Origin of the sequence: Nocardioides caricicola (assembly GCF_039541135.1) — a bacterium.
Taxonomy (GTDB): domain Bacteria; phylum Actinomycetota; class Actinomycetes; order Propionibacteriales; family Nocardioidaceae; genus Nocardioides; species Nocardioides caricicola.
Window position 1 is genome coordinate 79,606 of sequence record NZ_BAABFQ010000003.1, and the last position, 25,666, is coordinate 105,271.

24 protein-coding genes are annotated in these 25,666 nt (G+C 71.0%); 12 read left to right on the plus strand and 12 right to left on the minus strand.

Annotated elements, in window-relative coordinates:
• Positions 1 to 3: 3 nt before the first annotated feature.
• Genes ABD875_RS02040 through ABD875_RS02050 form a run of 3 tightly spaced genes read right to left on the minus strand, consistent with a single transcriptional unit; the run spans position 4 to position 1,651 of the window.
• A complete protein-coding gene (locus ABD875_RS02040) occupies positions 4 to 300 on the minus strand; it encodes a hypothetical protein (RefSeq protein WP_345170802.1) in 297 nt (98 codons plus the stop codon).
• Complete coding sequence (locus tag ABD875_RS02045) at positions 297 to 968, minus strand: MBL fold metallo-hydrolase (RefSeq protein WP_345170803.1); 672 nt, start codon at positions 966 to 968, stop codon at positions 297 to 299. Before ABD875_RS02045 ends, ABD875_RS02040 begins: the two co-directional genes overlap by 4 nt.
• A complete protein-coding gene (locus ABD875_RS02050; RefSeq protein WP_345170804.1) occupies positions 968 to 1,651 on the minus strand; it encodes a maleylpyruvate isomerase N-terminal domain-containing protein in 684 nt (227 codons plus the stop codon). Before ABD875_RS02050 ends, ABD875_RS02045 begins: the two co-directional genes overlap by 1 nt.
• A gap of 134 nt (positions 1,652 to 1,785) precedes the next feature.
• Between ABD875_RS02050 and uvrA the strand changes: the two genes are divergently transcribed.
• The 3 genes from uvrA (at position 1,786) to ABD875_RS02065 (ending at position 5,845) form a co-directional block, all read left to right on the plus strand.
• Positions 1,786 to 4,833 carry an excinuclease ABC subunit UvrA gene (gene uvrA / locus ABD875_RS02055; protein ID WP_345170805.1) on the plus strand — a complete coding sequence of 1,016 codons (3,048 nt, stop codon included), beginning with the start codon at positions 1,786 to 1,788 and terminating at the stop codon, positions 4,831 to 4,833.
• Between the two features lie 93 nt (positions 4,834 to 4,926).
• A complete protein-coding gene (locus tag ABD875_RS02060; protein ID WP_345170806.1) occupies positions 4,927 to 5,355 on the plus strand; it encodes a Rieske (2Fe-2S) protein in 429 nt (142 codons plus the stop codon).
• Positions 5,356 to 5,359: 4 nt separating this feature from the next.
• Positions 5,360 to 5,845 carry a Rieske (2Fe-2S) protein gene (locus ABD875_RS02065; RefSeq protein ID WP_345170807.1) on the plus strand — a complete coding sequence of 162 codons (486 nt, stop codon included), beginning with the start codon at positions 5,360 to 5,362 and terminating at the stop codon, positions 5,843 to 5,845.
• Here ABD875_RS02065 and ABD875_RS02070 read toward each other — a convergent pair.
• A complete protein-coding gene (locus tag ABD875_RS02070; protein ID WP_345170808.1) occupies positions 5,812 to 7,104 on the minus strand; it encodes a tetratricopeptide repeat protein in 1,293 nt (430 codons plus the stop codon). The genes ABD875_RS02065 and ABD875_RS02070 overlap by 34 nt on opposite strands.
• A gap of 71 nt (positions 7,105 to 7,175) precedes the next feature.
• On the opposite strand from ABD875_RS02070, the gene uvrC reads away from it, so the two are divergent.
• From uvrC to ABD875_RS02115, 9 genes are all read left to right on the plus strand, one after another.
• Positions 7,176 to 9,149 carry an excinuclease ABC subunit UvrC gene (gene uvrC / locus ABD875_RS02075; protein WP_345170809.1) on the plus strand — a complete coding sequence of 658 codons (1,974 nt, stop codon included), beginning with the start codon at positions 7,176 to 7,178 and terminating at the stop codon, positions 9,147 to 9,149.
• The gene (gene rapZ, locus ABD875_RS02080; protein ID WP_345170810.1) at positions 9,146 to 10,015 is read left to right on the plus strand and encodes an RNase adapter RapZ; all 870 of its coding nucleotides are present in this window, start codon (positions 9,146 to 9,148) and stop codon (positions 10,013 to 10,015) included. The genes uvrC and rapZ overlap by 4 nt, the downstream gene beginning before the upstream one ends.
• Positions 10,008 to 10,994, plus strand: coding sequence for a gluconeogenesis factor YvcK family protein (locus ABD875_RS02085; protein WP_345170811.1), 987 nt, complete (start codon positions 10,008 to 10,010; stop codon positions 10,992 to 10,994). The genes rapZ and ABD875_RS02085 overlap by 8 nt, the downstream gene beginning before the upstream one ends.
• A 21-nt stretch (positions 10,995 to 11,015) precedes the next feature.
• Complete coding sequence (gene whiA, locus ABD875_RS02090; protein ID WP_345170812.1) at positions 11,016 to 12,002, plus strand: DNA-binding protein WhiA; 987 nt, start codon at positions 11,016 to 11,018, stop codon at positions 12,000 to 12,002.
• A gap of 142 nt (positions 12,003 to 12,144) precedes the next feature.
• Positions 12,145 to 13,143, plus strand: coding sequence for a type I glyceraldehyde-3-phosphate dehydrogenase (gene gap, locus ABD875_RS02095; protein ID WP_345170813.1), 999 nt, complete (start codon positions 12,145 to 12,147; stop codon positions 13,141 to 13,143).
• A 14-nt stretch (positions 13,144 to 13,157) separates the two neighbouring features.
• Positions 13,158 to 14,357, plus strand: a complete 1,200-nt coding sequence (locus ABD875_RS02100) for a phosphoglycerate kinase (protein ID WP_345170814.1) — start codon at positions 13,158 to 13,160, stop codon at positions 14,355 to 14,357.
• 4 nt (positions 14,358 to 14,361) lie between these two features.
• On the plus strand, positions 14,362 to 15,156 hold the full coding sequence (gene tpiA / locus ABD875_RS02105) for a triose-phosphate isomerase (RefSeq protein WP_345170815.1): 795 nt from the start codon (positions 14,362 to 14,364) through the stop codon (positions 15,154 to 15,156).
• A 30-nt stretch (positions 15,157 to 15,186) separates the two neighbouring features.
• Positions 15,187 to 15,417 (plus strand): preprotein translocase subunit SecG, encoded by a 231-nt coding sequence (gene secG / locus ABD875_RS02110; RefSeq protein WP_345170816.1) that lies wholly within the window; start codon positions 15,187 to 15,189, stop codon positions 15,415 to 15,417.
• Positions 15,418 to 15,444: 27 nt separating this feature from the next.
• Positions 15,445 to 15,804, plus strand: coding sequence for an RNA polymerase-binding protein RbpA (locus ABD875_RS02115; RefSeq protein WP_345170817.1), 360 nt, complete (start codon positions 15,445 to 15,447; stop codon positions 15,802 to 15,804).
• A 126-nt stretch (positions 15,805 to 15,930) separates the two neighbouring features.
• Here ABD875_RS02115 and ABD875_RS02120 read toward each other — a convergent pair whose 3' ends face one another.
• The 8 genes from ABD875_RS02120 to tkt all read right to left on the minus strand — a co-directional run bounded on the left by ABD875_RS02120 (position 15,931) and on the right by tkt (position 25,660).
• Positions 15,931 to 16,872: a methyl-accepting chemotaxis protein gene (locus tag ABD875_RS02120; RefSeq protein ID WP_345170818.1), complete on the minus strand. Its 942-nt coding sequence runs from the start codon at positions 16,870 to 16,872 to the stop codon at positions 15,931 to 15,933.
• Entirely contained in the window at positions 16,869 to 17,402 is a 534-nt protein-coding gene (locus ABD875_RS02125) for a PAS domain-containing protein (protein ID WP_345170819.1), read from the minus strand. The genes ABD875_RS02120 and ABD875_RS02125 overlap by 4 nt, the downstream gene beginning before the upstream one ends.
• Before the next feature lie 68 nt (positions 17,403 to 17,470).
• Positions 17,471 to 18,193: a 6-phosphogluconolactonase gene (pgl, locus tag ABD875_RS02130; RefSeq protein ID WP_345170820.1), complete on the minus strand. Its 723-nt coding sequence runs from the start codon at positions 18,191 to 18,193 to the stop codon at positions 17,471 to 17,473.
• Entirely contained in the window at positions 18,190 to 19,104 is a 915-nt protein-coding gene (locus ABD875_RS02135; RefSeq protein ID WP_345170821.1) for a glucose-6-phosphate dehydrogenase assembly protein OpcA, read from the minus strand. Before ABD875_RS02135 ends, pgl begins: the two co-directional genes overlap by 4 nt.
• Positions 19,105 to 19,174: 70 nt before the next feature.
• Positions 19,175 to 20,713 (minus strand): glucose-6-phosphate dehydrogenase, encoded by a 1,539-nt coding sequence (gene zwf, locus ABD875_RS02140; protein WP_345170822.1) that lies wholly within the window; start codon positions 20,711 to 20,713, stop codon positions 19,175 to 19,177.
• Positions 20,710 to 22,365, minus strand: a complete 1,656-nt coding sequence (pgi, locus tag ABD875_RS02145) for a glucose-6-phosphate isomerase (RefSeq protein WP_345170823.1) — start codon at positions 22,363 to 22,365, stop codon at positions 20,710 to 20,712. The genes zwf and pgi overlap by 4 nt, the downstream gene beginning before the upstream one ends.
• Positions 22,362 to 23,468 (minus strand): transaldolase, encoded by a 1,107-nt coding sequence (gene tal, locus ABD875_RS02150; protein ID WP_345170824.1) that lies wholly within the window; start codon positions 23,466 to 23,468, stop codon positions 22,362 to 22,364. Before tal ends, pgi begins: the two co-directional genes overlap by 4 nt.
• Before the next feature lie 11 nt (positions 23,469 to 23,479).
• A complete protein-coding gene (gene tkt, locus ABD875_RS02155; RefSeq protein WP_379187326.1) occupies positions 23,480 to 25,660 on the minus strand; it encodes a transketolase in 2,181 nt (726 codons plus the stop codon).
• Between the last annotated feature and the right edge of the window lie 6 nt (positions 25,661 to 25,666).

A 25,666-nucleotide genomic window follows, 5' to 3' on the forward strand; every position in this document is an offset into this window, starting at 1 on the left:
TCGTCAGCCGCGGTCGGCCTCCGCCAGCCGCAGCCCGAGCCGCACCGCCCAGGCGATGATCGGCACCAGGATCACAAGGAACCCCGCGCCGGCGAGCGCCGCGCCGGCGAGGCTGAGGCGCAGGTCGCCCTCGGTGCCGGGCCACCCCATGTGCCAGTCCGCGTCCGAGCTGCCGTCGGACCGGTAGCCGAACCAGGTGTCCGGGGTGTGCGGGAACTGCCAGAAGAAGACCGCGGCCCCCACGGCCAGCAGGCCGAGACCGACGAGGAACAGCAGCTGGACGACGCGCCGTTCGCTCACCAGCCCCGCTCCCGCCACTCGGCCAGCGACGGCCGCTCGGCGCCGAGCGTCGAGTCGTTGCCGTGCCCGGGGTAGAACCAGGTGTCGTCGGGGAGCCGGTCGAAGATCTTCGTCGAGACCTCGTCGATGAGCTGGGCGAACGCGGCGGCGTCGCCGAACGTGTTGCCGACGCCGCCGGGGAAGAGCGAGTCGCCGGTCCACAGGTGCGGGTGGCCGTCGGGGTCGTCGTACAGCAGCGCGATCGAGCCGGGGGTGTGGCCGGCGATCGGGATCACCTCGAGCGTGCAGGAGCCGACCGACACGGTGTCCCCGGCGCCCAGCGGGCGCGCGACGGGGACGCCGGTCTGCTCGGTGATCGCCTCCGCGTCCGGTACGCCGGCGACGACCGCCGCGCCGGTCGCCGCGACCACGTCGGCGAGCGCGCGGTGGTGGTCCCAGTGCTGGTGGGTCGTGATCACCGAGCTGAGGCCGGCGTCGCCGATGAGCGGCAGCAGCGTGGCCGACGCGTCGGCGGCGTCGATCAGGACCTGCTCGCCGGTGTCGCGGCACCTCAGCAGGTAGCAGTTGTTCGACATCTGGTCGTCGACGGCCACCTTGGTGATCGTCAGGTGCGCGAGGTCGCGCACGTCCGCGGGGCCGCCGGGGGAGACCTCTCCGGTGTAGCTCATCAGATCGCTCCGATCGTCGGTACGTCGCCGTCATCGCTGTGCAGGCCCGCGCCGCCGCCGCGTCCGGTGACCCACCAGCCCAGGTCCGCGACGGCACCGCGCACGGTCGGACCGCCGCTGCCGGACTCCCAGCGGCGGTCGAGGTCGGTGGGTACGGCGACGAACGCCGCCTGGCCCGGGCGCTCGACCGCGCTGTCCAGGAGCGACGCGCTGAAGTCGGCGCTCCAGTCCGCGTGCGTGTAGCCGGCGTCGAGGTCGGCGTGGTGGATCTCCACCTCACGCAGCCGCATCGTCGGCACCATCGCAGCGGGGAACCGGCGACCGCCGGGGGTCCGCTCGAGCTCGGCGTCCCAGGCATCCTCGGGAACCGAGGCGATCGCGTCGGTCAGCGACGTGCACGCCGCCAGCAGCCGGTCCCGGACGACCGCGGGCTCCTGGCCGGCCAGGTCGTCGATGTCGCCGTCGCGGGCCTCGTCGGAGGCGTACATCGTGGCCGGCTCTCCGTCGGCGAGCCCGGCCAGCGCTCCGGCGAGCCCCTCGGCGTTCAGCGCGAGGTGGGACAGCACGTGGGCGCGGGTCCAGCCGGGCAGGCGGCTGGGCTCGGCGTACTGAGCGTCGCTCAACCCGTCGGCGGTGCGCACGAGGCGTCGGGTCGCTTCGGTGAGATCCAGGGGCTCGGCCATGCGTCCATCCTGCCGGATCGGGCACTGTCGGTGGTGCGTGAGATCGTGGGGAACACGGGCGCGCGATGGTTGGTTGTGACTGGTCTGCGCCGGTTACGATGGCGAACACCTGTTCGAAACGAGGGGACTACGCAGTGGCGGACCAGCTCATCATCCGAGGCGCTCGGGAGCACAACCTCAAGGACGTGTCGCTGGACCTTCCACGGGACTCCCTGATCGTGTTCACCGGCCTCTCGGGCTCCGGGAAGTCCTCGCTCGCCTTCGACACGATCTTCGCGGAGGGCCAGCGCCGCTACGTCGAGTCGCTGTCGGCGTACGCCCGCCAGTTCCTCGGCCAGATGGACAAGCCCGACGTCGACTTCATCGAGGGCCTCTCGCCCGCGGTGTCGATCGACCAGAAGTCCACGTCGAAGAACCCGCGCTCGACGGTCGGCACCATCACCGAGGTCTACGACTACCTCCGCCTGCTCTACGCACGCGCCGGCCGCCCGCACTGCCCCACGTGCGGCGCCCCGATCGAGCGCCAGACGCCCCAGCAGATCGTCGACAAGGTGCTCTCGCTCGAGGAGGGTCGGCGCTTCCAGGTGCTGGCGCCGGTGATCCGCGGCCGCAAGGGGGAGTACGTCGAGCTCTTCAAGCAGCTCCAGACCCAGGGCTTCTCCCGCGCCCGGGTCAACGGCGAGACCTACTCGCTGGACGAGCCGCCCAAGCTCGACAAGCAGAAGAAGCACACCATCGAGGTCGTGGTCGACCGGCTCGCGGTCAAGGAGTCCTCGAAGCGGCGGCTCACCGACTCCGTTGAGACCGCGCTGCAGCTCGCCGGCGGGCTGGTGCTGTTCGACTTCGTCGACCTCGACGCCAAGGACCCGGCTCGCGAGATGAAGTTCAGCGAGAAGATGGCGTGCCCCAACGACCACACCATCGACACCGACGAGCTCGAGCCGCGCTCGTTCTCGTTCAACTCGCCGTTCGGCGCCTGCCCGACCTGCCATGGCCTGGGGACCCGCCTCGAGGTCGACCCCGAGCTCGTGGTGCCGAACCCGCAGGCGACGCTCGGCGAGGGCGCGATCCAGCCCTGGAGCCAGGCACACGTCGCGGACTACTTCCTCCGCCTGATGGGCGCGCTCGGCGACGAGCTCGGCTTCGACCTGAACACCCCGTGGGAGGACCTCCCGGCCAAGGGCCAGAAGGCGATCCTCAACGGCCACCCGACCAAGGTCCACGTGGTCACCCGCAACCGGTACGGCCGCCAGCGTGCCTACTACGCCGAGTTCGAGGGCGTCAGCGCCTACATCGCGCGCCGGCACCACGAGGCGGAGTCCGACACCAGCCGCGAGCGGTTCGAGGGCTTCATGCGCGAGGTGCCGTGCCCCGCCTGCGGCGGCAGCCGCCTCAAGCCCGTGTCGATGTCGGTCACGCTCGGTGCGTCGCTGCAGGACGGCGGCAAGAACATCGCCGAGGTCTGCGCGATGCCGATCAACGAGACCGCCGACTACCTGCGCAACCTCGACCTGTCCGCCCGGGAGCGCCAGATCGGCGAGCGGGTCCTGAAGGAGATCCAGGAGCGGCTGAACTTCTTGCTCGACGTCGGTCTCGACTACCTCTCGCTGGACCGGCCGTCCGGGTCCCTGTCCGGCGGCGAGGCGCAGCGGATCCGGCTGGCCACCCAGATCGGCGCCGGCCTGGTGGGCGTGCTCTACGTCCTCGATGAGCCCTCGATCGGGCTCCACCAGCGCGACAACCACCGCCTGATCGAGACCCTGGTCCGGCTCAAGGACCTCGGCAACACGCTGATCGTCGTCGAGCACGACGAGGACACCATCCGCGTGGCCGACTGGGTGGTCGACATCGGCCCCGGCGCCGGCGAGCACGGCGGCCAGGTCGTCCACAGCGGCAGCGTCGAGGGCCTGCTGAGCCACCGCGACTCGATGACCGGGCAGTACCTCTCCGGGCGCCGGGAGATCGCGGTGCCGGAGATCCGCCGTCCGCGCACCAAGGGCCGTGAGCTCACCGTGCACGGCGCGCGCGAGAACAATCTCAAGAACGTCGACGTCTCGTTCCCGCTGGGCATGTTCGTCGCGGTCACCGGGGTGTCCGGCTCGGGCAAGTCCACGCTGGTCAACGACATCCTCTACACGTCGCTGGCCAAGCAGATCTACAACGCCCGCGCCGTCCCGGGCCGGCACCAGAAGATCACCGGTCTCGAGCACGTCGACAAGGTCATCCACGTCGACCAGTCGCCGATCGGGCGCACCCCGCGGTCGAACCCCGCCACCTACACCGGCGTCTTCGACCACATCCGCAAGCTCTTCGCCTCCACTCCTGAGGCGAAGATGCGCGGCTACCTCCAGGGCCGGTTCTCGTTCAACGTCAAGGGCGGGCGCTGCGAGGCGTGCTCCGGTGACGGCACGATCAAGATCGAGATGAACTTCCTCCCCGACGTCTACGTCCCGTGCGAGGTGTGCCACGGGGCGCGCTACAACCGCGAGACCCTCGAGGTGCACTACAAGGGCAAGACCATCGCCGAGGTGCTGGACATGCCGATCGAGGAGGCCGCCGAGTTCTTCGCCGCGGTCCCGGCGATCGCGCGGCACATGAAGACGCTGGTCGAGGTCGGCCTCGGCTACGTCCGGCTGGGTCAGCCCGCGACCACCCTGTCCGGAGGTGAGGCCCAGCGGGTCAAGCTCTCCTCGGAGCTGCAGAAGCGGTCGACGGGTCGCACCGTGTACGTCCTCGACGAGCCGACCACCGGCCTGCACTTCGAGGACATCCGCAAGCTGCTGCTGGTGCTCGGCCGGCTGGTCGACCAGGGCAACACCGTCCTCGTGATCGAGCACAACCTCGACGTCATCAAGACCGCCGACTGGCTGGTCGACATGGGGCCGGAAGGTGGCTCGCGCGGCGGCACCGTGGTCGCCGAGGGCACGCCGGAGACGGTCGCGGCCACGCCCGCCAGCTACACCGGTCAGTTCCTCGCGCCGTTGCTGGAGGGTCGGGCGGCACGGCAGTCGGCACCGAAGTCCGCCGCGAAGGCGGCTGCCGCGAAGGCTCCGGCGAAGAAGGCCGCAGCGAAGAAGGCCGCGGCGAAGAAGGCTCCGGCGAAGAAGGCGGCGGCGAAGAAGGCGGCGACCACGAAGGCCGTGAGCAAGAAGTCGGCGACCAAGACGGTGTCAGCGCGCTGACTCTCGCAGCGAACTCACATCCGGTCGAACCAGGACGGCTGCTCATCCGTTTGTAGGGTGAATGTTCAAGGACCCCTGCTGAGAGGAAGCACCGTGAGCCGCGACGGCATCACCAGGAGGAACGCCCTGACCGGGGCCGCGACCGCCGGAGTGGCCCTGCCACTGCTCGCCGCCTGCGGAGGCGGTGACGACGACACCACGGCGAACGACCCGGGGGCCAGCGCGGGGACACCGGGGGAGGTGCTCGCCTCGACCTCCGAGATCCCGGTCGGCGGCGGGGAGATCTTCGAGGACCAGAGCGTGGTCGTGACCCAGCCGACCGAGGGTGAGTTCAAGTGCTTCTCGGCGATCTGCACCCACCAGGGCTGCCTGGTCTCGAGCGTCAAGGACGGCGCGATCAACTGCACGTGCCACGGCAGCTCGTTCTCGATCGAGGACGGCTCCGTGCTCGGCGGCCCGGCGCCGTCGGCGCTCTCGAGCGTCGACGTGACCGTCGAGGGCGACGACATCTCGATCGCCTGACGCGATGACGACCCGGGCCAGCAGAAGGGCGACGCTCGCCGGCGCCGCCGGAGTGCCGCTGCTCGCGGCGTGCGGCGGCGAGAGCGATCCGCCGGCATCGACCCCGACCGCGAGCAGCTCGCCCGAGCCCACGGCGCCCACATCGCCCACGTCGTCGGCACCCGAGCCCACGAAGAGCCAGCGGCCGGTCGAGTCGCTGGTCGCGGTCTCGGAGGTGCCGGTCGGGGGTGGCCGGGTCCTGCCGGACGAGGAGCTCGTGGTCACGCAGCCGTCGGAGGGCGTGTTCCGCGCGTTCTCGGCGATCTGCACCCACCGGGGCTGCGTGGTGTCGCAGGTCTCAGGCGGTGCGATCGGCTGTCCGTGCCACGGCAGCCGGTTCTCGATCGAGGACGGAGCGGTGCTCGCCGGACCGGCGAGCCAGGCGCTGCGGTCGGTCGCGGTGGAGGCGACCGGTGGTCAGGTGATCCGCGCGGCCGGCCGGCACTCCTGACGCCACCGCTCGTCGCGCGGCGAGCGGCGCCGGTCGATCCGCTCGTCCAGCACGGCGCGGGCCTCGTCGAAGCGATCCGCCCGCAGCAGGGCCGCGATCCGGGCCTCCTCGACGATCTCGCGCTGCGCGTCCGACCCGCCGAGACGGCGCACCCGCGGCATGAGCACCGCCAGGGCGTCCGCGGCTGCCGAACAGCTCCCGGCCGCCATCAGCCCGAGCGCCGAGGCCAGGGGTGCGACCACCTCCCGCTGGGTGGGGTGCGGCTGCCTCCCCGCCCACGCCTCGAGCCGCGCGAGAGCGGCCCGGTCGTCGGTGGCGAGGAGCGCGATGGCGGCGTGCAGCGCCAGGAACGGCGTGGCCGGCCGCTCGAGCGTGTCCACCCCGGCCAGGTCCGCCACGGCGGCCATGGCCGGGACCGCGTCTGCGTCCGGCGTGATCGCCCAGCGGAACAGCAGCGACCCGCTGTCGACCAGGGCACGGCACCCGAGCCCGTGCTCGGGCCGCAGCTGCGCGTCGTAGCGCCGGCGTACCGCGGCGAGGTCCCCGAGCGAGAGCTCGTGCAGCGCGGCGTGCCACGAGAAGTGACTGAGGCTCTCGATCGACGCGCCGTCGCCGGTCACCCAGCCGTCCATCCACGCGAGCCCGGCCTCGTGGTCGCCGGTCTCGTAGTGCGCGTGCGCACGTGCGTGCGCGGAGTGCCCGGCCCCGGGCTCCTCGGCCAGTGACCGGCAGGAGAGCTCCATCGCCTCGTCGAACCGGCCCTGCTCCTGACGGACGAACGCGAGCAGCCCGGTGAACCACCAGTCGTCGCCGTACGCCGGGACCGCCCGTTCGACGATCGCCCACGCCTCTTCGGGCACCTCGGTCACACCGGCGAACGCGATCGTGGGGACCGCCGTCGAGAGCAGCACGGCGTCGCGGGGGTACTCCCGCAGGTGCTGCACCAGCCGCTGCGAGTCCCCGCGCAGGTGAGCGGCGACGGCCAGGACGTGGCTGCGCTCCCGCTCGGTGGACCGGGCCGAGTGCTGCAGCGCGTCGCGCATCCGGCCCTGGATGTCCACCGCCGCGCAGAGCTCGTGGCCGAGCAGTGCCAGCGTGGCGTGGCCGAGCGCGAACGTGGGGTCGAGCGCGACCGAGGACGCGACGGCCTGCTCGGCGCCGGCGCGCAGCCGCAGCAGGTCGGTGACGCCGCGGTTGTAGGCGGCTCCGGCGGCAGGACTGCAGGTGAGCGCGTAGCCGTACGGGTCGCGACAAGACATGTAAACACACTAGATCACTCGACAATGCCCGTGGTGGATCTGGTGTCGGTGCCGGACCGTAGGGTTGTGGCGTGCCATCGCCCGCGTCGTACCGGCCCGAACCGGGGTCGATCCCGACCCAGCCGGGTGTCTACCGGTTCCGCGACCCGAAGGGCCGTGTCGTCTACGTCGGCAAGGCCAAGAACCTCCGCGCGCGGCTCTCGTCGTACTTCCAGGACCTCGGCAACCTGCACGCCCGCACAGCCACGATGGTGACGACCGCGGCGAGTGTCGAGTGGACGGTGGTGAAGACCGAGGTCGAGGCGCTCCAGCTGGAGTACTCCTGGATCAAGGAGTTCGACCCGCGCTTCAACGTGAAGTACCGCGACGACAAGTCCTACCCCTGGCTGGCGGTGACGGTCGGCGAGGAGTACCCGCGGGTCATGGTCGGACGCGGCGCCAAGCGGAAGGGCACCCGCTACTTCGGTCCGTACAGCCACGCGTGGGCGATCCGCGAGACCGTCGACCTGCTGCTCCGGGTCTTCCCGATGCGCTCGTGCAGCAACGGCGTTTTCAAGCGCTCGGCGCAGATCGGTCGGCCCTGCCTGCTCGGCTACATCGACAAGTGCTCGGCACCCTGCGTCGGGAAGGTGTCGGCCGACGAGCACCGCGCGATCGTCGACGACTTCTGTGACTTCATGGCCGGGCAGACCACGGCGTTCGTGCGGCGCATCGAGAAGGAGATGTACGCCGCGTCCGACGCCCTCGACTTCGAGAAGGCGGCGCGGCTGCGCGACGACCTCGGCGCGCTGAACAAGGCGCTCGAGAAGCAGGCGGTGGTGCTCGGCGACGGCACCGACGCCGACGTGATCGCGCTGGCCGAGGACCCGCTCGAGGTCGCGGTGCAGATCTTCTACGTGCGCGGTGGCCGGATCCGCGGCCAGCGCGGCTGGGTCGCCGACCGGGTCGACGAGGGCGACACCGCTCAGCTCGTCGACGACTTCCTGCTCCAGCTGTACGCCGGCGCCGGTCCCGACGAGATCCCGCGGGAGATCCTCGTCCCGGCGCTTCCACCGGACCATGCGACGTACGAGCACCTCCTCAGCGACCTGCGCGGCTCGAAGGTCGCGATCCGCATCCCGCAGCGCGGGGACAAGCGCGCCCTGCAGGAGACCGTGGCCCAGAACGCCAAGCAGTCGCTGATGCTCCACAAGACCAAGCGGGCCAGCGACCTCACCACCCGCAACCAGGCGCTGGAGGAGATCCAGGAGGCGCTCGGGCTCGACGAGGTGCCGCTGCGCATCGAGTGCTACGACGTGTCGAACCTCCAGGGCACCGAGGTCGTCGCCTCGATGGTGGTCTTCGAGGACGGCCTGGCGCGCAAGAGCGAGTACCGGCGCTTCGTGATCCGTGGCGTGGAGGGCCAGAACGACGTCGCCTCGATGCACGAGGTGATCACCCGCCGGTTCCGCCGGTTGCTGGACGAGCAGGGCGCGAGCGAGTCCGTCGTGACCGAGAACGGCCCGATGCTGGTCGACCCCGAGACGGGCCGCCCCCGGAAGTTCGCCTACGCACCCGGGCTGGTCGTCGTCGACGGCGGCCCGCCGCAGGTCGCGGCCGCCCAGCGCGCGCTGGCCGAGCTCGGCATCGTCGACATCCCCGTGTGCGGCCTCGCGAAGCGGCTCGAGGAGGTCTGGCTTCCCGACCAGGAGGACCCGGTCATCCTGGCCCGGTCGAGCGAGGGCCTCTACCTGCTGCAGCGGATCCGCGACGAGGCGCACCGGTTCGCGATCACCCACCACCGGTCGCGCCGGTCCAAGACCATGGTCGAGAGCCTGCTCGACGACATCCCCGGGCTCGGCGAGGTGCGCCGCAAGACCCTGCTCAAGCACTTCGGGTCCTTGAAGAAGCTCCGGGCGGCGACCGTCGAGGAGCTCGCCCAGGTTCCCGGGATCGGGCCGGCCACCGCGACCGCGATCAAGGATGCGGTCGCGCAGGAGAAGAGCAAGACTGGCCCCGCCATCGTCAGCATCAACACCGCCACCGGCGAGATCGAGGAATCATGAGTGGGGAGCGTCACGGGGAGCTCGTGGTCGTCACCGGCATGACCGGAGCCGGGCGGAGCACGGCCGCCAAGGAGCTGGAGGACCTCGGCTTCTACGTCGTCGACAACATGCCGCCGAGCCTGCTGCGCGAGGTCGTGCGGCTGGTCGACGAGAGCCGCGGGACCGAGCAGCCGATCGCGGTCGTCGTCGACGTGCGCTCGGGGTCGTTCTTCCAGTCCCTCCAGGCCAACCTCGCCCAGGGCGCGACCGGCCGGCACGCCACGCTGCTGTTCCTGGACTGCGCCGACGACGTCCTCGTCCGACGCCAGGACGCCGCCCGGCGCCCGCACCCGCTGCAGGGCAGCGGCCGCCTCCTCGACGGGCTGATCCGCGAGCGCGAGGTGCTCGCCGACCTGCGCAGCGACGCCGACCTCGTCATCGACACGTCGTCGCTGAACGTGCACCAGCTCACCGACAAGATCGCCGAGGCCTTCGGCACGCCGGACGCCATGCGCCTCAAGGTCACGGTCACCAGCTTCGGGTTCAAGTACGGCATCCCGGTCGACGCGGACTTCGTCGCCGACATGCGCTTCCTGCCGAACCCGTTCTGGATCCCGGAGCTCAAGCCCCACACCGGCCGCGACCGCGACGTGGCGACGTACGTCATGGAGCAGGTGGGTGCGGCCGAGTTCCTCGACGGGTACGTCCCGGTCCTGGAGGGCGTCGCCGAGGGCTACCTGCGCGAGGGCAAGCGGTTCATGACCGTCGCGGTCGGCTGCACCGGCGGCAAGCACCGCAGCGTTGCGATGACCGAGGAGATCGCACGACGGCTCCTGGCGTCGGGGTACGACGTCCAGGCGACCCACCGGGACCTGGGGCGTGAGTGAGGCCCTGAGGCCCTCGGACCGCGCCCAGTCCGTCGTCGCGTTCGGCGGTGGACACGGGCTGGCGGCCTCGCTGGGGGCACTGCGCCTGCTCGTCCACGACCTCGAGGTCGACGACCTCACGGCCGTCGTGACCGTCGCCGACAACGGTGGCTCGTCCGGCCGGCTGCGCACGGAGTTCGGCGTGCTGCCGCCCGGCGACCTGCGGATGGCGCTGGCGGCGCTGTGCGGCGACCACCAGTGGGGAGACACCTGGGCGCGAGTGCTGCAGCACCGGTTCGCGGGCCAGGGTGAGATCCGCGGGCACACGATCGGCAACCTGTTGATCGTGGGGCTGTGGGAGCAGCTCGGTGACCCGGTCGCCGCGCTCGACTGGGTGGGGCGGCTCCTGGGCACCAGCGGCCGGGTGCTGCCGATGGCCCTCACCCCGATCGACATCACCGCCCAGGTGCGCGGCGTGGACCCGGCCGATCCCGATGCGCTGACGGCGGTGCGCGGGCAGGTCGAGGTGGCGACGACCGACGGCATCATCACCTCGATCGCGCTGGAGCCCGCCGACCCGGCGCCGTGCCCGGAGGCGATCGACGCCGTCCACGCCGCGGACTGGGTCGTGCTCGGCCCGGGGTCGTGGTTCACGTCGGTGATCCCGCACCTCATGGTTCCGGCGCTCCGGGAGGCGATCGTCACCAGCGACGCCCGCGTGGTGGTGACCCTCAACCTCGAGGAGCAGGCGGGGGAGACGCCGGGCTTCGGTGCGGCCGACCACCTCGCCGTGCTCGCCGAGCACGCACCCGACCTGCGGGTGCACACCGTGCTCGCCGACACCGAGAGCGCTCGCGACGGGCTGGAGGAGCTGCGCAGCCTCGCGCGGGCGCTCGGTGCCGAGCTGGTCCTGGCCGACGTGGCACGAGGGGACGGCACTCCCCGGCACGACCCGGTGAAGCTCGCGGCGGCGTACTCCTCCATCATGGGCGGTCGTTGACGAGCGTGAAAGGATCGGCGCATGGCGATGACAGCACAGGTGAAGGCAGAGCTGTCGAGCACCCAGATCACCAAGACGTGCTGCCGCAAGGCTGAGGTGGCCACGATGCTGCGGTTCGCCGGTGGCCTGCACATCGTGAGCGGCAAGATCGTCGTGGAGGCGGAGTTCGACACCGGTGCCGCGGCCCGTCGGCTGCGCACCAACATCGCCGAGGTCTACGGCCACCAGTCCGACGTCGTGATGGTGCAGGGCAACGGGATCCGCAAGGGCAGCCGCTACATCGTCCGCGTGGTCAAGGACGGCGAGGCCCTGGCCCGGCAGACCGGTCTGCTCGACCAGCGCGGCCGTCCGGTGCGCGGCCTCCCGCCCGCCGTCGTGTCCGGTGGCGGTTGCGACGCCGTGGCCGCCTGGCGCGGCGCGTTCCTCGCGCACGGCTCGCTGACCGAGCCGGGCCGCTCGTCGGCGCTGGAGGTCACCTGTCCCGGTCCCGAGGCCGCGCTCGCCCTCGTCGGTGTCGCACGCCGGCTGGGCATCCACGCCAAGGCCCGCGAGGTCCGGGGCGTCGACCGGGTCGTGATCCGCGACGGCGACGCGATCGGCCAGCTGCTCACCCGGCTCGGCGCGCACGAGTCGCTGATGGCCTGGGAGGAGCGGCGGATGCGCCGCGAGGTCCGCGCCACGGCGAACCGGCTCGCGAACTTCGACGACGCCAACCTGCGGCGCTCGGCCCGCGCCGCGGTCGCCGCCGGCGCCCGCGTCGACCGAGCCATGGAGATCCTCGGCGAGGACGTGCCCGACCACCTGCGGATGGCCGGCGAGCTCCGGCTCGAGCACAAGCAGGCCTCGCTCGAGGAGCTCGGCCAGCTGCACGACCCGGTGCTCACCAAGGACGCGATCGCCGGTCGCATCCGGCGCTTGCTCGCCATGGCCGACAAGCGCGCCGAGGAGCTGGGCATCCCGGACACCGAGGCCTCACTGACCCCGGAGATGCTCGCCGACGAGGGCTGACCGGGAGGACATAGGTCCTCTTCTGGCAGTCGTTCGTCGGTTACCCGTACGTAGGCCGGGATGCGGGGTGAGTCTGCGCCCGGTGGGCTATAGGGTCGACACGTTCCCCAAGCAGATCCGATCGAGAAGCATGGAGCCAGCTGTGACTGTTCGAGTAGGTATCAACGGATTCGGCCGGATCGGCCGCAACTTCTACCGCGCGGTCCGCGCTTCGGGCCTCGACATCGAGATCGTCGCCGTCAACGACCTGACGGACAACAAGGCTCTCGCGCCGCTGCTCAAGTTCGACTCGATCCTCGGTCGCCTGGACGCCGACGTCACGCACACCGAGGACGAGATCCGCGTGGGTGACAAGGTCGTGAAGACCTTCGCCGAGCGCGACCCCGCCAACCTCAAGTGGGCCGACCTGGGTGTCGACGTGGTCGTCGAGTCGACCGGCTTCTTCACCGACGCCACCAAGGCCCGCGCGCACGTCGACAACGGCGGCGCCAAGAAGGTCATCATCTCCGCGCCGGCGTCCAACGAGGACGTCACCGTGGTCATGGGCGTCAACCACACGTCGTACGACCCGTCCGCGCACACCGTGATCTCGAACGCGTCGTGCACCACCAACTGCCTGGCGCCGATGGCGAAGGCGCTGCACGAGGGCCTGGGCATCAACAAGGGCCTGATGACCACGATCCACGCCTACACCGCGGACCAGAACCTCCAGGACAACATCCACAAGGACCCGCGTCGCGCCCGCGCCGCGGCCCTGAACATGGTCCCGACCTCGACCGGCGCCGCGAAGGCGATCGGCCTGGTGCTGCCCGAGCTCAAGGGCAAGCTCGACGGCTACGCCATGCGGGTCCCGACCCCGACCGGCTCCGCCACCGACCTCACCTTCGAGGCGTCGCGCGAGACGTCGGTCGACGAGGTCAACGAGATCGTCAAGGCCGCCGCCGACGGCAAGTTCCTCAAGTACTCGACCGACCCGCTGGTGTCCACCGACATCGTCACCGACCCGGCGTCCTGCATCTTCGACGCCCCGCTCACCAAGGTGATCGGCAACCAGGTCAAGGTGCTCGGCTGGTACGACAACGAGTGGGGCTACTCCAACCGCCTCGCGGACCTGATCGTCTACATCGGCGAGACCCTCTGATCGTCGACCCGAAGATGAGTGAGTACGCCGGCCTGGGGGACGTCGCCGGGAAGCGCGTCCTGGTCCGTTCCGACCTGAACGTGCCGCTCGACGGCACCACGATCACCGACGACAAGCGGATCCGGGCGAGTGTCCCGACCATCCAGGCGCTGGCCGACGCCGGCGCCCGGGTGGTCGTCACCGCCCACCTCGGCCGCCCGAAGGGCGCGCCCGAGGACCGCTACTCCCTCCGGCCGGTGGCTGCTCGCCTCGGTGAGCTGCTCGGCACGGACGTCGCGTTCGCGACCGACACGGTCGGCGAGAGCGCGCGGGAGACCGTGGCGGGACTGGCCGACGGCCAGGTCGCGGTGCTGGAGAACGTCCGGTTCAACCCGGGGGAGACCAGCAAGGACGAGGCGGAGCGGGGCGCGTTCGCCGACCAGCTCGCCGAGCTCGCTGACGCGTTCGTCTCCGACGGCTTCGGCGTGGTCCACCGCAAGCAGGCGTCGGTGTACGACGTCGCCCAGCGGCTCCCGCACGCGATGGGTGGCCTGGTGTCGGCGGAGATCGACGTGCTCCGCCGGCTCACCGAGTCACCGGAGCGCCCGTACGTCGTCGTGCTCGGCGGGTCGAAGGTGTCCGACAAGCTCGGCGTGATCGACAACCTGCTCGGCAAGGCCGACAAGCTGCTGATCGGTGGCGGCATGGTGTTCACGTTCCTCAAGGCCCAGGGCCACGAGGTCGGCAAGAGCCTCCTCGAGGAGGACCAGCTCGACACCTGCCGCAGCTACCTGCAGCGGGCCGAGGAGTCCGGCGTCGAGATCGTGCTGCCCACCGACATCGTGGTGGACACCGAGTTCCCGTCGGGCGACCGGACCCCGCAGCCCCGCGTCGTACCGGCTGACGGCATCCCGGCCGACAGCCTCGGTCTGGACATCGGTCCGGACTCGGGTGCGGCGTTCGCTGCCGCACTCGCCGACGCCAAGACCGTGTTCTGGAACGGCCCGATGGGCGTGTTCGAGGTCGACGAGTTCGCCGGTGGCACGCGCGCCGTGGCGGAGGCGTTGACGAAGGTCGACGGCCTCTCGGTCGTCGGCGGCGGTGACTCCGCCGCCGCGACCGTGCGCCTCGGGTTCGCGGAGTCGTCATTCGGTCACATCTCGACCGGCGGCGGCGCGAGCCTGGAGTACCTCGAGGGCAAGGAGCTCCCGGGCATCAAGGTCTTGGAGGACTGACTGCATGGCGTCGTCTCGCACCCCGCTGATGGCGGGCAACTGGAAGATGAACCTGAACCACCAGGAAGCGGTGGTGCTGACCCAGAAGCTCGCGTTCACCCTGTCGGACAAGAAGCACGACTACGCCAAGGCCGAGGTCGTCGTGCTGCCGCCGTTCACGGACCTGCGCTCGGTGCAGACCCTGGTGGACGGCGACCGCCTCTCGCTCAAGTACGGCGCCCAGGACGTCTCCGAGCACGACGCCGGCGCCTACACCGGCGAGATCTCGGCGAGCATGCTCGCCAAGCTCGGCTGCTCGTACGTCGTCGTGGGTCACAGCGAGCGCCGGCAGTACCACGGTGAGACCGACGCGGTCGTGAACACCAAGGCGCACAAGGCGCTCGCGGCCGGCATGACGCCGATCGTGTGCGTCGGCGAGGGCCTGGAGATCCGGCAGGCCGGCACCCACGTCCCGCACTGCGTCGAGCAGGTCGTGGGCTCGCTCGCGGGCTTCACCGCCGAGCAGGTGGGCGGGCTCGTCATCGCGTACGAGCCCGTGTGGGCGATCGGCACCGGCGAGGTCGCGACTCCCGACGACGCGCAGGAGGTCTGCGCGGCGATCCGGGCCTGGGTCCGCGAGACGCACGGCGACGCCGCGGCGGACGCCGTACGCATCCAGTACGGCGGCTCGGTGAAGGCGTCCAACGTCGCCGGGATCATGGCGCAGCCCGACGTCGACGGGTGTCTCGTCGGGGGCGCGAGCCTGCAGGTGGACGAGTTCGGCGGCATTTGCCGGTTCTACGACATGCCGATCATCTGATCCGCACGCGACTGACGTAGGCTTCCGGCTGTGGAACTGCTCTTCACCATCGTGCTCATGATCACCAGTGGTCTGATGATCCTTCTCGTGCTCCTGCACAAGGGCCGCGGCGGCGGCCTCTCGGACATGTTCGGGGGTGGCGTCTCCAGCTCGCTCGGCGGTTCGTCCGTCGCGGAGCGGAACCTCGACCGGCTCACGGTCGGCATCGGCGTCATCTGGTTTGCCTGCGTGATCGCCCTCGGGCTTCTTCTCGCGTACTGACAAGTCTTTTCGAAAGGGAACCGTTCGGTGGCTGGTGGAGGAAACGCTATTCGGGGTAGCCGGGTCGGTGCCGGCCCGATGGGCGAGGCGGAGCGCGGCGAGGCCGCACCGCGCCAGGCGGTGACGTACTTCTGCGCCCACGAGCACCGCTCGGTGATCGCGTTCTCGATCGAGGCCACCGTGCCGGAGTCGTGGGACTGCCCGAAGTGCGGTCTCCCGGCGAGCATGGACTCGGACAACCCGCCGCCGGCGCCGAAGATCGAGCCGTACAAGACGCACCTCGCCTACGTGAAGGAGCGCCGCTCCGACCAGGAGGCGGCCGACATCCTCGACGAGGCGCTGCAGCTGCTCCGCTCGCGCCGCAAGTCCGGCGACATCATCTTCTGACGTCGGACCGAGACCTCTGAGGCCTCGATCGAGGATTCTGGTCGTCGCGTTGACCGGAAGTCACGATTCGACTGACCGGAAGTCACGATTCGACTGACCGGAAGTCACGATTCGACGTGGTGTGGCTCAGCCCTCGCGCATCTCGGCCAGGAGGTCGGTGACCTCGACGCGCAGCCGCTCGGCCATCTCGGCGAGGCCCTGGCTGTCGATGGTGGGGTCGTGCACGCCGTCGACCGCGATGGTGACCGCGTCGACCATCGGGGACATCTCCTCGACGGTCGCCTCGACCGATGACATCGCGGCGCCGCTGGCGCCGGCGACCTCCTGCATCGTGTCGACCTGCCGGGTGATCCGCTCGGTCGAGTCGGCCGTCGAGTCGGCGAGCGACTTCACCTCCGACGCCACCACGGCGAACCCGAGGCCCGCGTCCCCGGCACGGGCCGCCTCGATCGTGGCGTTGAGGGCGAGCAGGCGGGTCTGCTTGGCGATCGCGGAGATGACCTGCACGACCTCGTGGATCTGCTGGGCGGCGTCGCGGACCTCGCGGACGGCGGCACCCGCTGTCTCGGCCTCGGTGCCCGCCCGGTGGGCCGCGTCGGCGAGACCCGACGAGGTCGCGCTCAGCTCGGAGGCGGCTGCCGCCATCTGCTCGGCGACGGCGCCGACGGTCTGCTCGAGACGCTCGGCGAGCTGGCACCGGCGCGCCGCAGCGGCCTCGAGGTCGGACTGGGCCTCCGCCATCGCGTCCGTCGCGCCGTTGATCGCCTCGGCACCGGAGCGGAACACCCCCGTCGTGCCGGCGAGCAGGAACCGCCGGTGGAACCGTCCTTCGGCGGCGGCCTGCAGCGAGGCGCTGGACTCGCGCACGTAGCCGTCGGTGCGGTCCAGCATCTTGTTGACCGCCCGGCGCACGTCGAGGACGTCGGCCAGGTGCTCGGTGCCGGGCACGTTGGCGACCCGCACCTCCAGATCGCCCTCGGCGGCGGCGTTGCAGACGCGGAGCAGCTCCGCGAACGCGGCTGCGTACGCGTCGTGGTCGGTACCGGGTGCCGCGGAGCGGCGGATCATGCCGCGACGCCGTTCGTGAGGTCCCAGATGAAGCGCTCGTAGGTGAGGCCCTGCTCGTCGAGGATCCGCTGCAGCAGCGTCACGCCGGCCTCGGCGGCGTCGCCGGCGCGGGTGTGCCGCGCCTCCTCGTCGAGGAGCCGGCGATAGAGCGGGCGCAGCTGTGCGACGACCGCCGCGTCGGCCTTGCGCCGGCTCGAGTGATAGCCCACGACCCGGCCAGTGGCGTCGAAGCTGGGCGTCACGTGCGCGAGCACCCAGTAGTGGGCGCCGTCGGCGGCGAGGTTGACGACGTACGCGAAGATCTCGTGCCCGCGCGTCACCGTCGACCAGAGCAGGTGGAAGACGCCGCGCGGCATCTCCGGGTGCCGGATCACGTTGTGCGGCTGGCCGAGCAGGTCCACCTCGGTCATCGCGCAGATGTCGCAGAAGACGTCGTTCGCGTAGGTGATCCTGCCCTTGAGGTCGGTCTTGGTGACGATCACGTCGTCGATGCCGAGATGCCGCTCCACACCGGTCGGTTCAGGCTTCATGCCCCCTGGATCGGACCGGCTGGTACGTACCTGAGATCCCGGGACGAAGTCGGGACCAAAGTCCCTGTCTAGAGCTGCGAGGCGGCCTCGCGGTCGAGGAACCAGATCGTCTCCTCGCGGCCGCTCACTCCGGCGGCGGGGATCTCGTGCACGTCCGCGCCGCCGAGCGCGGAGGCGACGGCCGGCGCCTTGCCGGACCCGGCGACCAGGAACCACACCGACCGGGAACGGTTCAGCGCCGCGAGGGTGAGGCTGATCCGCTCCGGCGGCGGCTTCGGCGACCCGGTCACGCCGACCGCGACCTCGTCGGTCACGTCGAGCTGCGGGAAGCCGGGGAACAGCGAGGCGATGTGCCCGTCCGGACCGATGCCGAGCATCATCACGTCGAACTCGCCGCTGCCGTGCTCGCGCAGGGTGGCGGCGTACGCCGCGGCGCCCGCGTCCACGTCGGCCGCGTCCGCCGTCGACGGCATCGGGTGGATCTGGGTGGCGCCGACCGCGTCCAGGAAGGCCGCACGGGCCTGGCCGACGTTGCGGTCGGGCGAGTCGGGCGCCACGAACCGCTCGTCGCCGAACCAGACGACCACCTTGCTCCAGTCGACCTCGGAGGCCGCGGAGAGCCGGGCGAGCTCGCGGTGGATGTCCTCGGCGATCGTCCCGCCGGTCAGCGAGATCTGCGGCACCCGTCCAGCGGACTGGATGTCGGCCAGCCGGGTGAGCAGCTCACCGGCCACCGCGGTCGCCAGGGCGGAGGAGGTCTCGTGGACCTCGACCCGGGGCTCGGTGCTCACTTCTTCTTCCCTTCCATCGCCACCAGTCGGCGAGTGGTCTCGGCGTACACGTCGTCCTCGTCCAGGCGACGCAGCTCCTCGGCGAGCAGCTCGGGCAGGTCGCGCCGCTTGAGCGCGACCGGACGGTCCGGGCGGTCGGGGACGGAGAACACCGCGAGCTTCCCGTCGGGGCGTGAGATCCGCGCGTCTCCCTGGTTGGTGTGCAGCACCACCTCGGTGATGCCGGGCCCCTGGGAGTTCTTGCGCTCCACCGGGATCCTGAGCCGGTCGACCAGCCACGCGGCCAGCAGGTCCGCGCTGGGGCTGATCCGCTCGGCCGTGACCGACGCGCTGGTCACCTTCACCGGGCGCTGGTCGAGGATCGCCGCGAGCAGCGCCCGCCACGGCGTGAGCCGTGTCCAGGCGAGGTCGGTGTTGCCGGGCGTGTACACCCGGCACTGGTGGTGGATCGCCGTGGTCTTGCCGCGCGTGGCGCTCGCCGCGTCAGTGATGCGGCGCTGGGCGAGGCGCCCGAGCGGGTCGCCGGCCGGGTCCTCGGGCGGGTGGTTGGGCCACCAGATCGCGACGGGGGAGTCCGGCAGCAGCAGGGGGAGCACGACGCTCTCGGCGTGCTTGACCACCTCGCCGCTCAGGCGGATGACCGCGGTCTCGCCGCTCCAGCCGGACCCGGTGCCGACCTGGGCGTTGATCTGCGCGGCACCGCGGCCGTCACCGAGGACCACGCCGAGCACGCGGGCGGGGTGCTCGTGCGAGGCTGCCCGGGCGGCCTTCATGGCGTCGTCGGCGTCATCCTCGTCGACGACGATGATCAGCGTCATCACCATGCCCATCGCGGGTGAGCCGGCCCGGGCGCGGGCCCGGGTGAACTCGGCCGCGATCTGGGAGGCGTTGGTGTCCAGCAGCTCGATCATGTCGAGGTCCCCTCAACGGTGCGGGTCGGAGAAGAGCAGCGGGGGAGACTCGAAGTCTCGAGGGGTGCCATCACGGCCGCCTCCAGGTCCGGCCGTCACGGGCCAGCATCTCGTCGGCCGACGCCGGCCCCCAGCCGCCGGAGGGGTACGGGTCCGGCTTGCTCTTGCCCTTGGCGTCCTGTTTCGCCCAGTGGGCCAGGATCGGGTCGAGGATCTTCCAGGACAGCTCGACCTCCTCGTGCCGCGGGAACAGCGGCGGGTCGCCGAGCAGGACGTCCAGGATCAGCCGCTCGTAGGCCTCAGGCGACTCCTCGGTGAACGAGCCGCCGTAGACGAAGTCCATGTTCACGTCGCGGATCTCCATCTGCGTCCCGGGCACCTTCGACCCGAACCGCAGGGTGACGCCCTCGTCGGGCTGGACCCGGATCACGAGCGCGTTCTGGGTGAGCTCCTCGACCGAGGACGCGGCGAAGGGCTGGTGGGGCGCACGCTTGAACACCAGGGCCACCTCGGTGACCCGGCGGCCGAGCCGCTTGCCGGTGCGCAGGTAGAACGGCACGCCCGCCCAGCGCCGCGTCGCGACGTTGAGTGTGACCGCGGCGTACGTCTCGGTGGTCGAGGACTTCTTGATGCCGTCCTCGTCCAGGAAGCCGCCGACCTTCTCACCGCCGGCCCAGCCGGCGGCGTACTGCCCGCGGGCGGTGGTCTTGTCGAGCCGTGCCGGGAGCTGGACGCTGGCGAGGACCTTCTCCTTCTCGATGCGCACGTTCTCGGCGTCGAAGGAGACCGGCTCCTCCATCGCGACCAGGCACATCAGCTGGAGGAGGTGGTTCTGGATGACGTCGCGGGCGGCCCCGATGCCGTCGTAGTAGCCGGCGCGGCCACCGATGCCGACGTCCTCGGCCATCGTGATCTGCACGTGGTCGACGTAGGTGTTGTTCCAGATCGGCTCGAACATCTCGTTCGCGAAGCGCAGCGCCAGGATGTTCTGCACCGTCTCCTTGCCGAGGTAGTGGTCGATCCGGAACACCGATCCGGGCGGGAAGACCTCGCCCAGCGTGGTGTTCAGCTCGCGGGCCGACTCGAGGTCGTGACCGAACGGCTTCTCCACGACGACCCGGCGCCACGAGCCCTCGCGCGGCGTCGAGAGCCCGTGCTCCTGGAGCTGGTGGACGACGTTGCCGAAGAACCCGGGCGGGATGGCGAGGTAGAACGCGTGGTTGCCGCCGGTGCCGCGCTCCTCGTCGAGCTCCTCGATCGTCCGGCGCAGCTGGTCGAACGCGTGGTCGTCGTCGAAGTCGCCGGGGACGAAGCGGAAGCCCTCCGCGAGCTGCTTCCACACCTCTTCGCGGAACTCGGTGCGGGCGTGGGCCTTCACCGAGTCGTGGACGATCTGGGCGAAGTCCTGGTCAGCCCAGTCGCGGCGGGCGAAGCCGACCAGGCTGAAGCCTGGCGGCAGCAGGCCGCGGTTCGCGAGGTCGTAGATCGCCGGCATGATCTTCTTGCGCGACAGGTCTCCGGTCACGCCGAACAGCACCATGCCGCAGGGGCCGGCGATGCGCGGCAGCCGCCGGTCGCGGGGATCACGTAGCGGGTTGGGGTGGGTCATCGGGTCCGCTGCTCCTGGTAGTAGGCGATCAGTGCCCGGGTCGACGGGTCCTGGGCGGCCAGCGCGTCCTCGTCCCCGGCGATCGCGGGCCCGACCTTCTGGGCCAGCTGCTTGCCGAGCTCGACGCCCCACTGGTCGAAGCTGTCGATGCCCCAGACGACGCCCTGCACGAACGTCAGGTGCTCGTACAGCGCCACCAGCTGACCGAGCACCGACGGCGACAGCTCGGGCGCCATGATCGAGGTGGTCGGCCGGTTGCCGGGGAACACCCGGGCCGGCACCACGGCCTCGTCGGTGCCCTCGGCGCGCACCTCCTCGGCCGTCTTGCCGAACGCCAGCGCGCTGGTCTGCGCGAGGAAGTTGGCGAGGAAGAGCTCGTGGACGTCGGTGGCGCCGTCCTTCAGGTCGTACGGCGGGTTCGCCACCGCGATGAAGTCGGCCGGGATGAGCCGGGTGCCCTGGTGGATCAGCTGGTAGAACGCGTGCTGCCCGTTGGTGCCGGGCTCGCCCCAGAAGATCTCACCGGTTCCGGTGGTGACCGGCGAGCCGTCCCACCGCACGCCCTTGCCGTTGGACTCCATGGTCAGCTGCTGGAGGTACGCCGGGAACCGGTGCAGCAGCTGGGCGTAGGGGAGGACCGCGTGGCTCTCGGCGCCCAGGAAGTTCGTGTACCAGACGTTCAGCAGACCCATCAGCAGCGGCACGTTGCGCGCTGCCTCGGTCGTGCGGAAGTGCTCGTCGATCGCGTGGAAGCCCGCCAGCAGCTCGCCGAACCGCTCCGGCCCGATCGCGACCACGAGCGAGGTCCCGATCGCCGAGTCCATCGAGTACCGGCCGCCGACCCAGTCCCAGAATCCGAACGCGTTGGCCGGGTCGATCCCGAACTCCGCGACCTTGTCGAGCGCCGTGGACACCGCGACGAAGTGCCGCGCCACGGCGTCGGCGGCGTCGTGCCCGGCGAGGCCGTCGAGCAGCCAGGCCTTGCAGAGCCGGGCGTTCGTCAGCGTCTCCAGGGTGCCGAACGTCTTGCTGGACACGATGAACAGCGTGGTCGCGGGGTCCAGGCCGGCCAGCGTGGTCGCGGCGTCGGTCGGGTCGATGTTGCTGATGAAGCGGCACTCGAGCCCGTCCTGGCGGTACGGCGTGAGCGCTTCGTAGGCCATCACCGGCCCGAGGTCGGAGCCGCCGATGCCGATGTTCACGACCGTGTGGATCCGCTGCCCCGTGACCCCGGTCCAGGCGCCGGTGCGGACCTTCTCGGCGAACGCGTAGACGCGCTCCAGCACGTCGTGCACGTCGGTCACGACGTCTTGACCGTCGACCTCGAGCGACGCGTCGCGTGGCAGCCGGAGCGCGGTGTGCAGCACCGCGCGGTCCTCGGTGACGTTGATGTGCTCACCGCGGAACATCGCGTCCCGGCGGGCCTCGACGCCGACCTCGTCGGCGAGCGCGAGCAGCGCGTCGAGCACCTCGCCGTCCAGCAACGACTTCGACAGGTCGACGTGGAGGTCCGCGGCGCTGAAGGTCAGCCGCGCGACCCGGTCGGGGTCGTCGGCGAACCACCGCCGCAGGTCGGGCGCGAAGCCCTCGGCGAGGGCGCGCAGCCGCGCCCACGCCGCCGTCGATACGGGGTCGACGGGTGAGTCCGTCACTGCTTGGCCGCCGCCATCTGGCCCTCGACGGTCTCGAGCAGCTCGACCCAGGACTTCTTGAACTTGTCGACGCCCTCGGTCTCGAGGACCACGAGCACGTCCTCGAAGTCGACGCCGACCGCGGCCAGCTGGTCGAACACGGCCTGCGCCTCGGCGACCTTGCCGGTCACCTGGTCGCCCTTCAGCTCGCCGTGGTCGGCGAACGCCTCGAGGGTCTTCTCGGGCATCGTGTTCACGGTGTCCGCGACGACCAGGTCGGAGACGTAGAGGGTGTCGGAGTAGTCCGGGTTCTTCACGCCGGTGGAGGCCCAGAGCGGGCGCTGGGCGTGCGCGCCGGCCTCGGCGAGCACCCGCCAGCGGTCGCTGGCGTGCACCTCCTCGAACGCGCCGTACGCCAGGCGGGCGTTGGCGACCGCGGCCTTGCCGCGCAGCCCGAGCGCCTCGTCGGTGCCGATCGCCTCGAGCCGGGGGTCGATCTCGGTGTCCACGCGCGAGACGAAGAACGACGCCACCGACTGGATCGTGCTGAGGTCCAGGCCGGCGTCGCGCGCCGCCTCGAGGCCGGAGAGGTAGGCGTCCATGACCTCGCGGTAGCGCTGGGTGCCGAAGATCAGCGTCACGTTCACGCTGATGCCCTGCGCGATCGCTGCGGTGATCGCGGGCAGGCCCTCCTTGGTGGCGGGGATCTTGATCAGCACGTTCGGCCGGTCGACCGCTGTCCAGAGCGCCTGCGCCGAGCCGATGGTGCCCTCGGTGTCGTTGGCCAGGGTCGGCTCGACCTCGATCGACACGCGGCCGTCGGACGTCGTGGACTCGAAGACGGGCTTCATGATGTCGCAGGCGTTGCGGACGTCCTCGGTGGTGAGCTCGAAGACGACGCGGTCGACGTCCTCGCCCTTGTCGACGAGCTGGCGGACCTGCTCGTCGTAGCGCTCGCCGTTCGCGATCGCCGAGGCGAAGATCGTCGGGTTCGTGGTCACGCCGACGACGTGCTTGGTCGCGATCAGGTCGGCGAGGTTGCCGGTCTCGATGCGCTCGCGCGACAGGTCGTCGAGCCAGATCGAGACACCTGCGTCGGACAGGGCCTTCAGTCGGTCACTCATGGAGTTCCTCTCTAGCTGGTGGCTGCGGCGATCGAGTCGTGCGCGGCCGCGACGACGGCCTCGGCGGTGATGCCGTACTCCTGGTAGATCCGGGCGAAGTCGGCGGAGGCGCCGTACTTGTCGATGGAGACGATCCGGCCGTGGTCGCCGACGTACTCGCGCCAGCCCTGCTTCACGCCCGCCTCGACCGAGACCCGGGCCTTGACGATCGGCGGGATCACGGTGTCGCGGTACGACTGGTCCTGGGCCTCGAACCACTCGAGGCACGGCATCGACACGACGCGCGCCTTCACGCCGGCCTCGGCGAGCTGCTTGCGCGCCTCCACGGCGACCTGGACCTCCGAGCCGGTGGCCATCAGGACGACGTCGGGGCGGCCGCCCTCGGCGTCGATCAGCACGTAGCCACCGCGGTGGACATCGCTGGTCTCCGCGAAGCCCTCGGCCCCGCGCGGGAAGACCGGCACGTTCTGCCGGGTCAGCGCGAGCGCCGCCGGGCGGTCGGTGTGGAGCAGGAGCGCGTGCCAGCAGGCCGCGGTCTCGTTGGCGTCGGCGGGGCGGATGACGTCGAGGCCGGGCATCGCGCGCAGCGCGGCGAGGTGCTCGATCGGCTGGTGGGTCGGGCCGTCCTCGCCGAGGCCGATCGAGTCGTGGGTCCAGACGTAGGTGACGGGCAGCTGGCTCAGCGCCGCCACGCGGACGGCACCGCGCATGTAGTCGGAGAACGTGAGGAACGTCCCGCCGAACACGCGGGTGAGCTCCTGCGAGGCGATGCCGTTCATGATCGCGCCCATGCCGTGCTCGCGGATGCCGAAGTGCAGCACGCGGCCCTGGAAGGGGTCGGCCGGCCACTCCTCGACGCCGCCGCCTGCGGGGAGGAACGACGGGACGCCCTTGATCGTGGTGTTGTTGGAGCCGGCGAGGTCGGCGGACCCGCCCCACAGCTCGGGCATCAGCGGCGCGATCGCGTTGATCACCTGGCCGGACGCCGAGCGGGTGGCCACGCCCTTCTCGCTCGCCTCGAAGACCGGCAGCGCATCGCCGAGGCCCTCGGGCAGCGTGCGCGCCTTCAGCCGGTGCAGCAAGGTGGCGCGCTCGGGGTTGGCGGTGGCCCAGGCGTCGTACTCCTTGTCCCAGGCGGCGCCCCACTCGGCACCACGCTCGGCGAGGGCCCGGGTGTGCGCGATGACGTCGTCCGGCACCTCGAAGGTCTGGTCCGGGTCCCACCCGAGGACCTTCTTGGTCGCCGCGACCTCCTCGGCCCCGAGGGCGCTGCCGTGCGCCGCCTCGGTGCCCTGCGCGTTCGGCGCGGGCCAGGCGATGACCGTGTCGAGCACGATGAGCGACGGCTTGTCGGTCACCGCGCCGGCCGCCGTGACGGCGTCGTACAGCGCGGGGACGTCCTCGACGTACTCCGTGCCGCCGTTGGTCCAGTCGACCGTCTGCACGTGCCAGCCGTAGGCCTCGTAGCGCGCGGCGACGTCCTCGGTGAACGCGATGTCGGTGTCGCCCTCGATGGAGATCCGGTTGCGGTCGTAGATGACCGTGAGGTTGCCGAGCTGCTGGGTGCCCGCGATGGAGCTCGCCTCGCCGCTCACGCCCTCCTGGAGGTCGCCGTCGGAGGCGAGGACGTAGACGTGGTGGTCGAAGAGGCTCGAGCCGGGCGCGGCGTCGGGGTCGAGGAGCCCGTGCACCCGCCGGGCGGACATCGCCATGCCGACGGCGTTCGCGACGCCCTGGCCGAGCGGACCGGTCGTGACCTCGACGCCGGCGGTGTGGTGGAGCTCGGGGTGGCCCGGGGTCTTCGAGCCCCACGTCCGCAGCGCCTTCAGGTCGTCGAGCTCGAGGCCGAAGCCGCCGAGGTAGAGCTGCGTGTAGAGCGTGATGCTCGAGTGCCCGCAGGAGAGCACGAAGCGGTCGCGGGCGATCCACCGCGGGTCGGCGGGGTCGTGGCGCATGACCTTCTGGAACAGCAGGTACGCCGCCGGGGCCAGGCTCATCGCCGTTCCGGGGTGCCCGTTCCCGACCTTCTGGACGGCGTCCATGGCGAGGACTCGGGCCGTGTCCACCGCCTTCTGGTCGAGCTCGGTCCAGTCCAGCGCAGAGGTCTTGCTCACAGGGTTCCTTTCGGGTGGATCAGGCGATGCCGAGCCTACCCACCTCTGGCGATAGACTCGGCATCGTCCACCGGCCATGAACCG

Coding starts and splice junctions, on each gene's coding strand:
- ABD875_RS02045 (WP_345170803.1), bottom strand. CDS start 968: ATGAGCTACACCGGAGAGGTCTCCCCCGGCGGCCCCGCGGACGTGCGC.
- ABD875_RS02050 (WP_345170804.1), bottom strand. CDS start 1,651: ATGGCCGAGCCCCTGGATCTCACCGAAGCGACCCGACGCCTCGTGCGC.
- ABD875_RS02065 (WP_345170807.1), top strand. CDS start 5,360: ATGACGACCCGGGCCAGCAGAAGGGCGACGCTCGCCGGCGCCGCCGGA.
- ABD875_RS02070 (WP_345170808.1), bottom strand. CDS start 7,104: ATGTCTTGTCGCGACCCGTACGGCTACGCGCTCACCTGCAGTCCTGCC.
- rapZ (WP_345170810.1), top strand. CDS start 9,146: ATGAGTGGGGAGCGTCACGGGGAGCTCGTGGTCGTCACCGGCATGACC.
- whiA (WP_345170812.1), top strand. CDS start 11,016: ATGGCGATGACAGCACAGGTGAAGGCAGAGCTGTCGAGCACCCAGATC.
- ABD875_RS02100 (WP_345170814.1), top strand. CDS start 13,158: ATGAGTGAGTACGCCGGCCTGGGGGACGTCGCCGGGAAGCGCGTCCTG.
- tpiA (WP_345170815.1), top strand. CDS start 14,362: ATGGCGTCGTCTCGCACCCCGCTGATGGCGGGCAACTGGAAGATGAAC.
- ABD875_RS02120 (WP_345170818.1), bottom strand. CDS start 16,872: ATGATCCGCCGCTCCGCGGCACCCGGTACCGACCACGACGCGTACGCA.
- ABD875_RS02125 (WP_345170819.1), bottom strand. CDS start 17,402: ATGAAGCCTGAACCGACCGGTGTGGAGCGGCATCTCGGCATCGACGAC.
- ABD875_RS02135 (WP_345170821.1), bottom strand. CDS start 19,104: ATGATCGAGCTGCTGGACACCAACGCCTCCCAGATCGCGGCCGAGTTC.
- zwf (WP_345170822.1), bottom strand. CDS start 20,713: ATGACCCACCCCAACCCGCTACGTGATCCCCGCGACCGGCGGCTGCCG.
- tal (WP_345170824.1), bottom strand. CDS start 23,468: ATGAGTGACCGACTGAAGGCCCTGTCCGACGCAGGTGTCTCGATCTGG.
- tkt (WP_379187326.1), bottom strand. CDS start 25,660: ATGGCCGGTGGACGATGCCGAGTCTATCGCCAGAGGTGGGTAGGCTCG.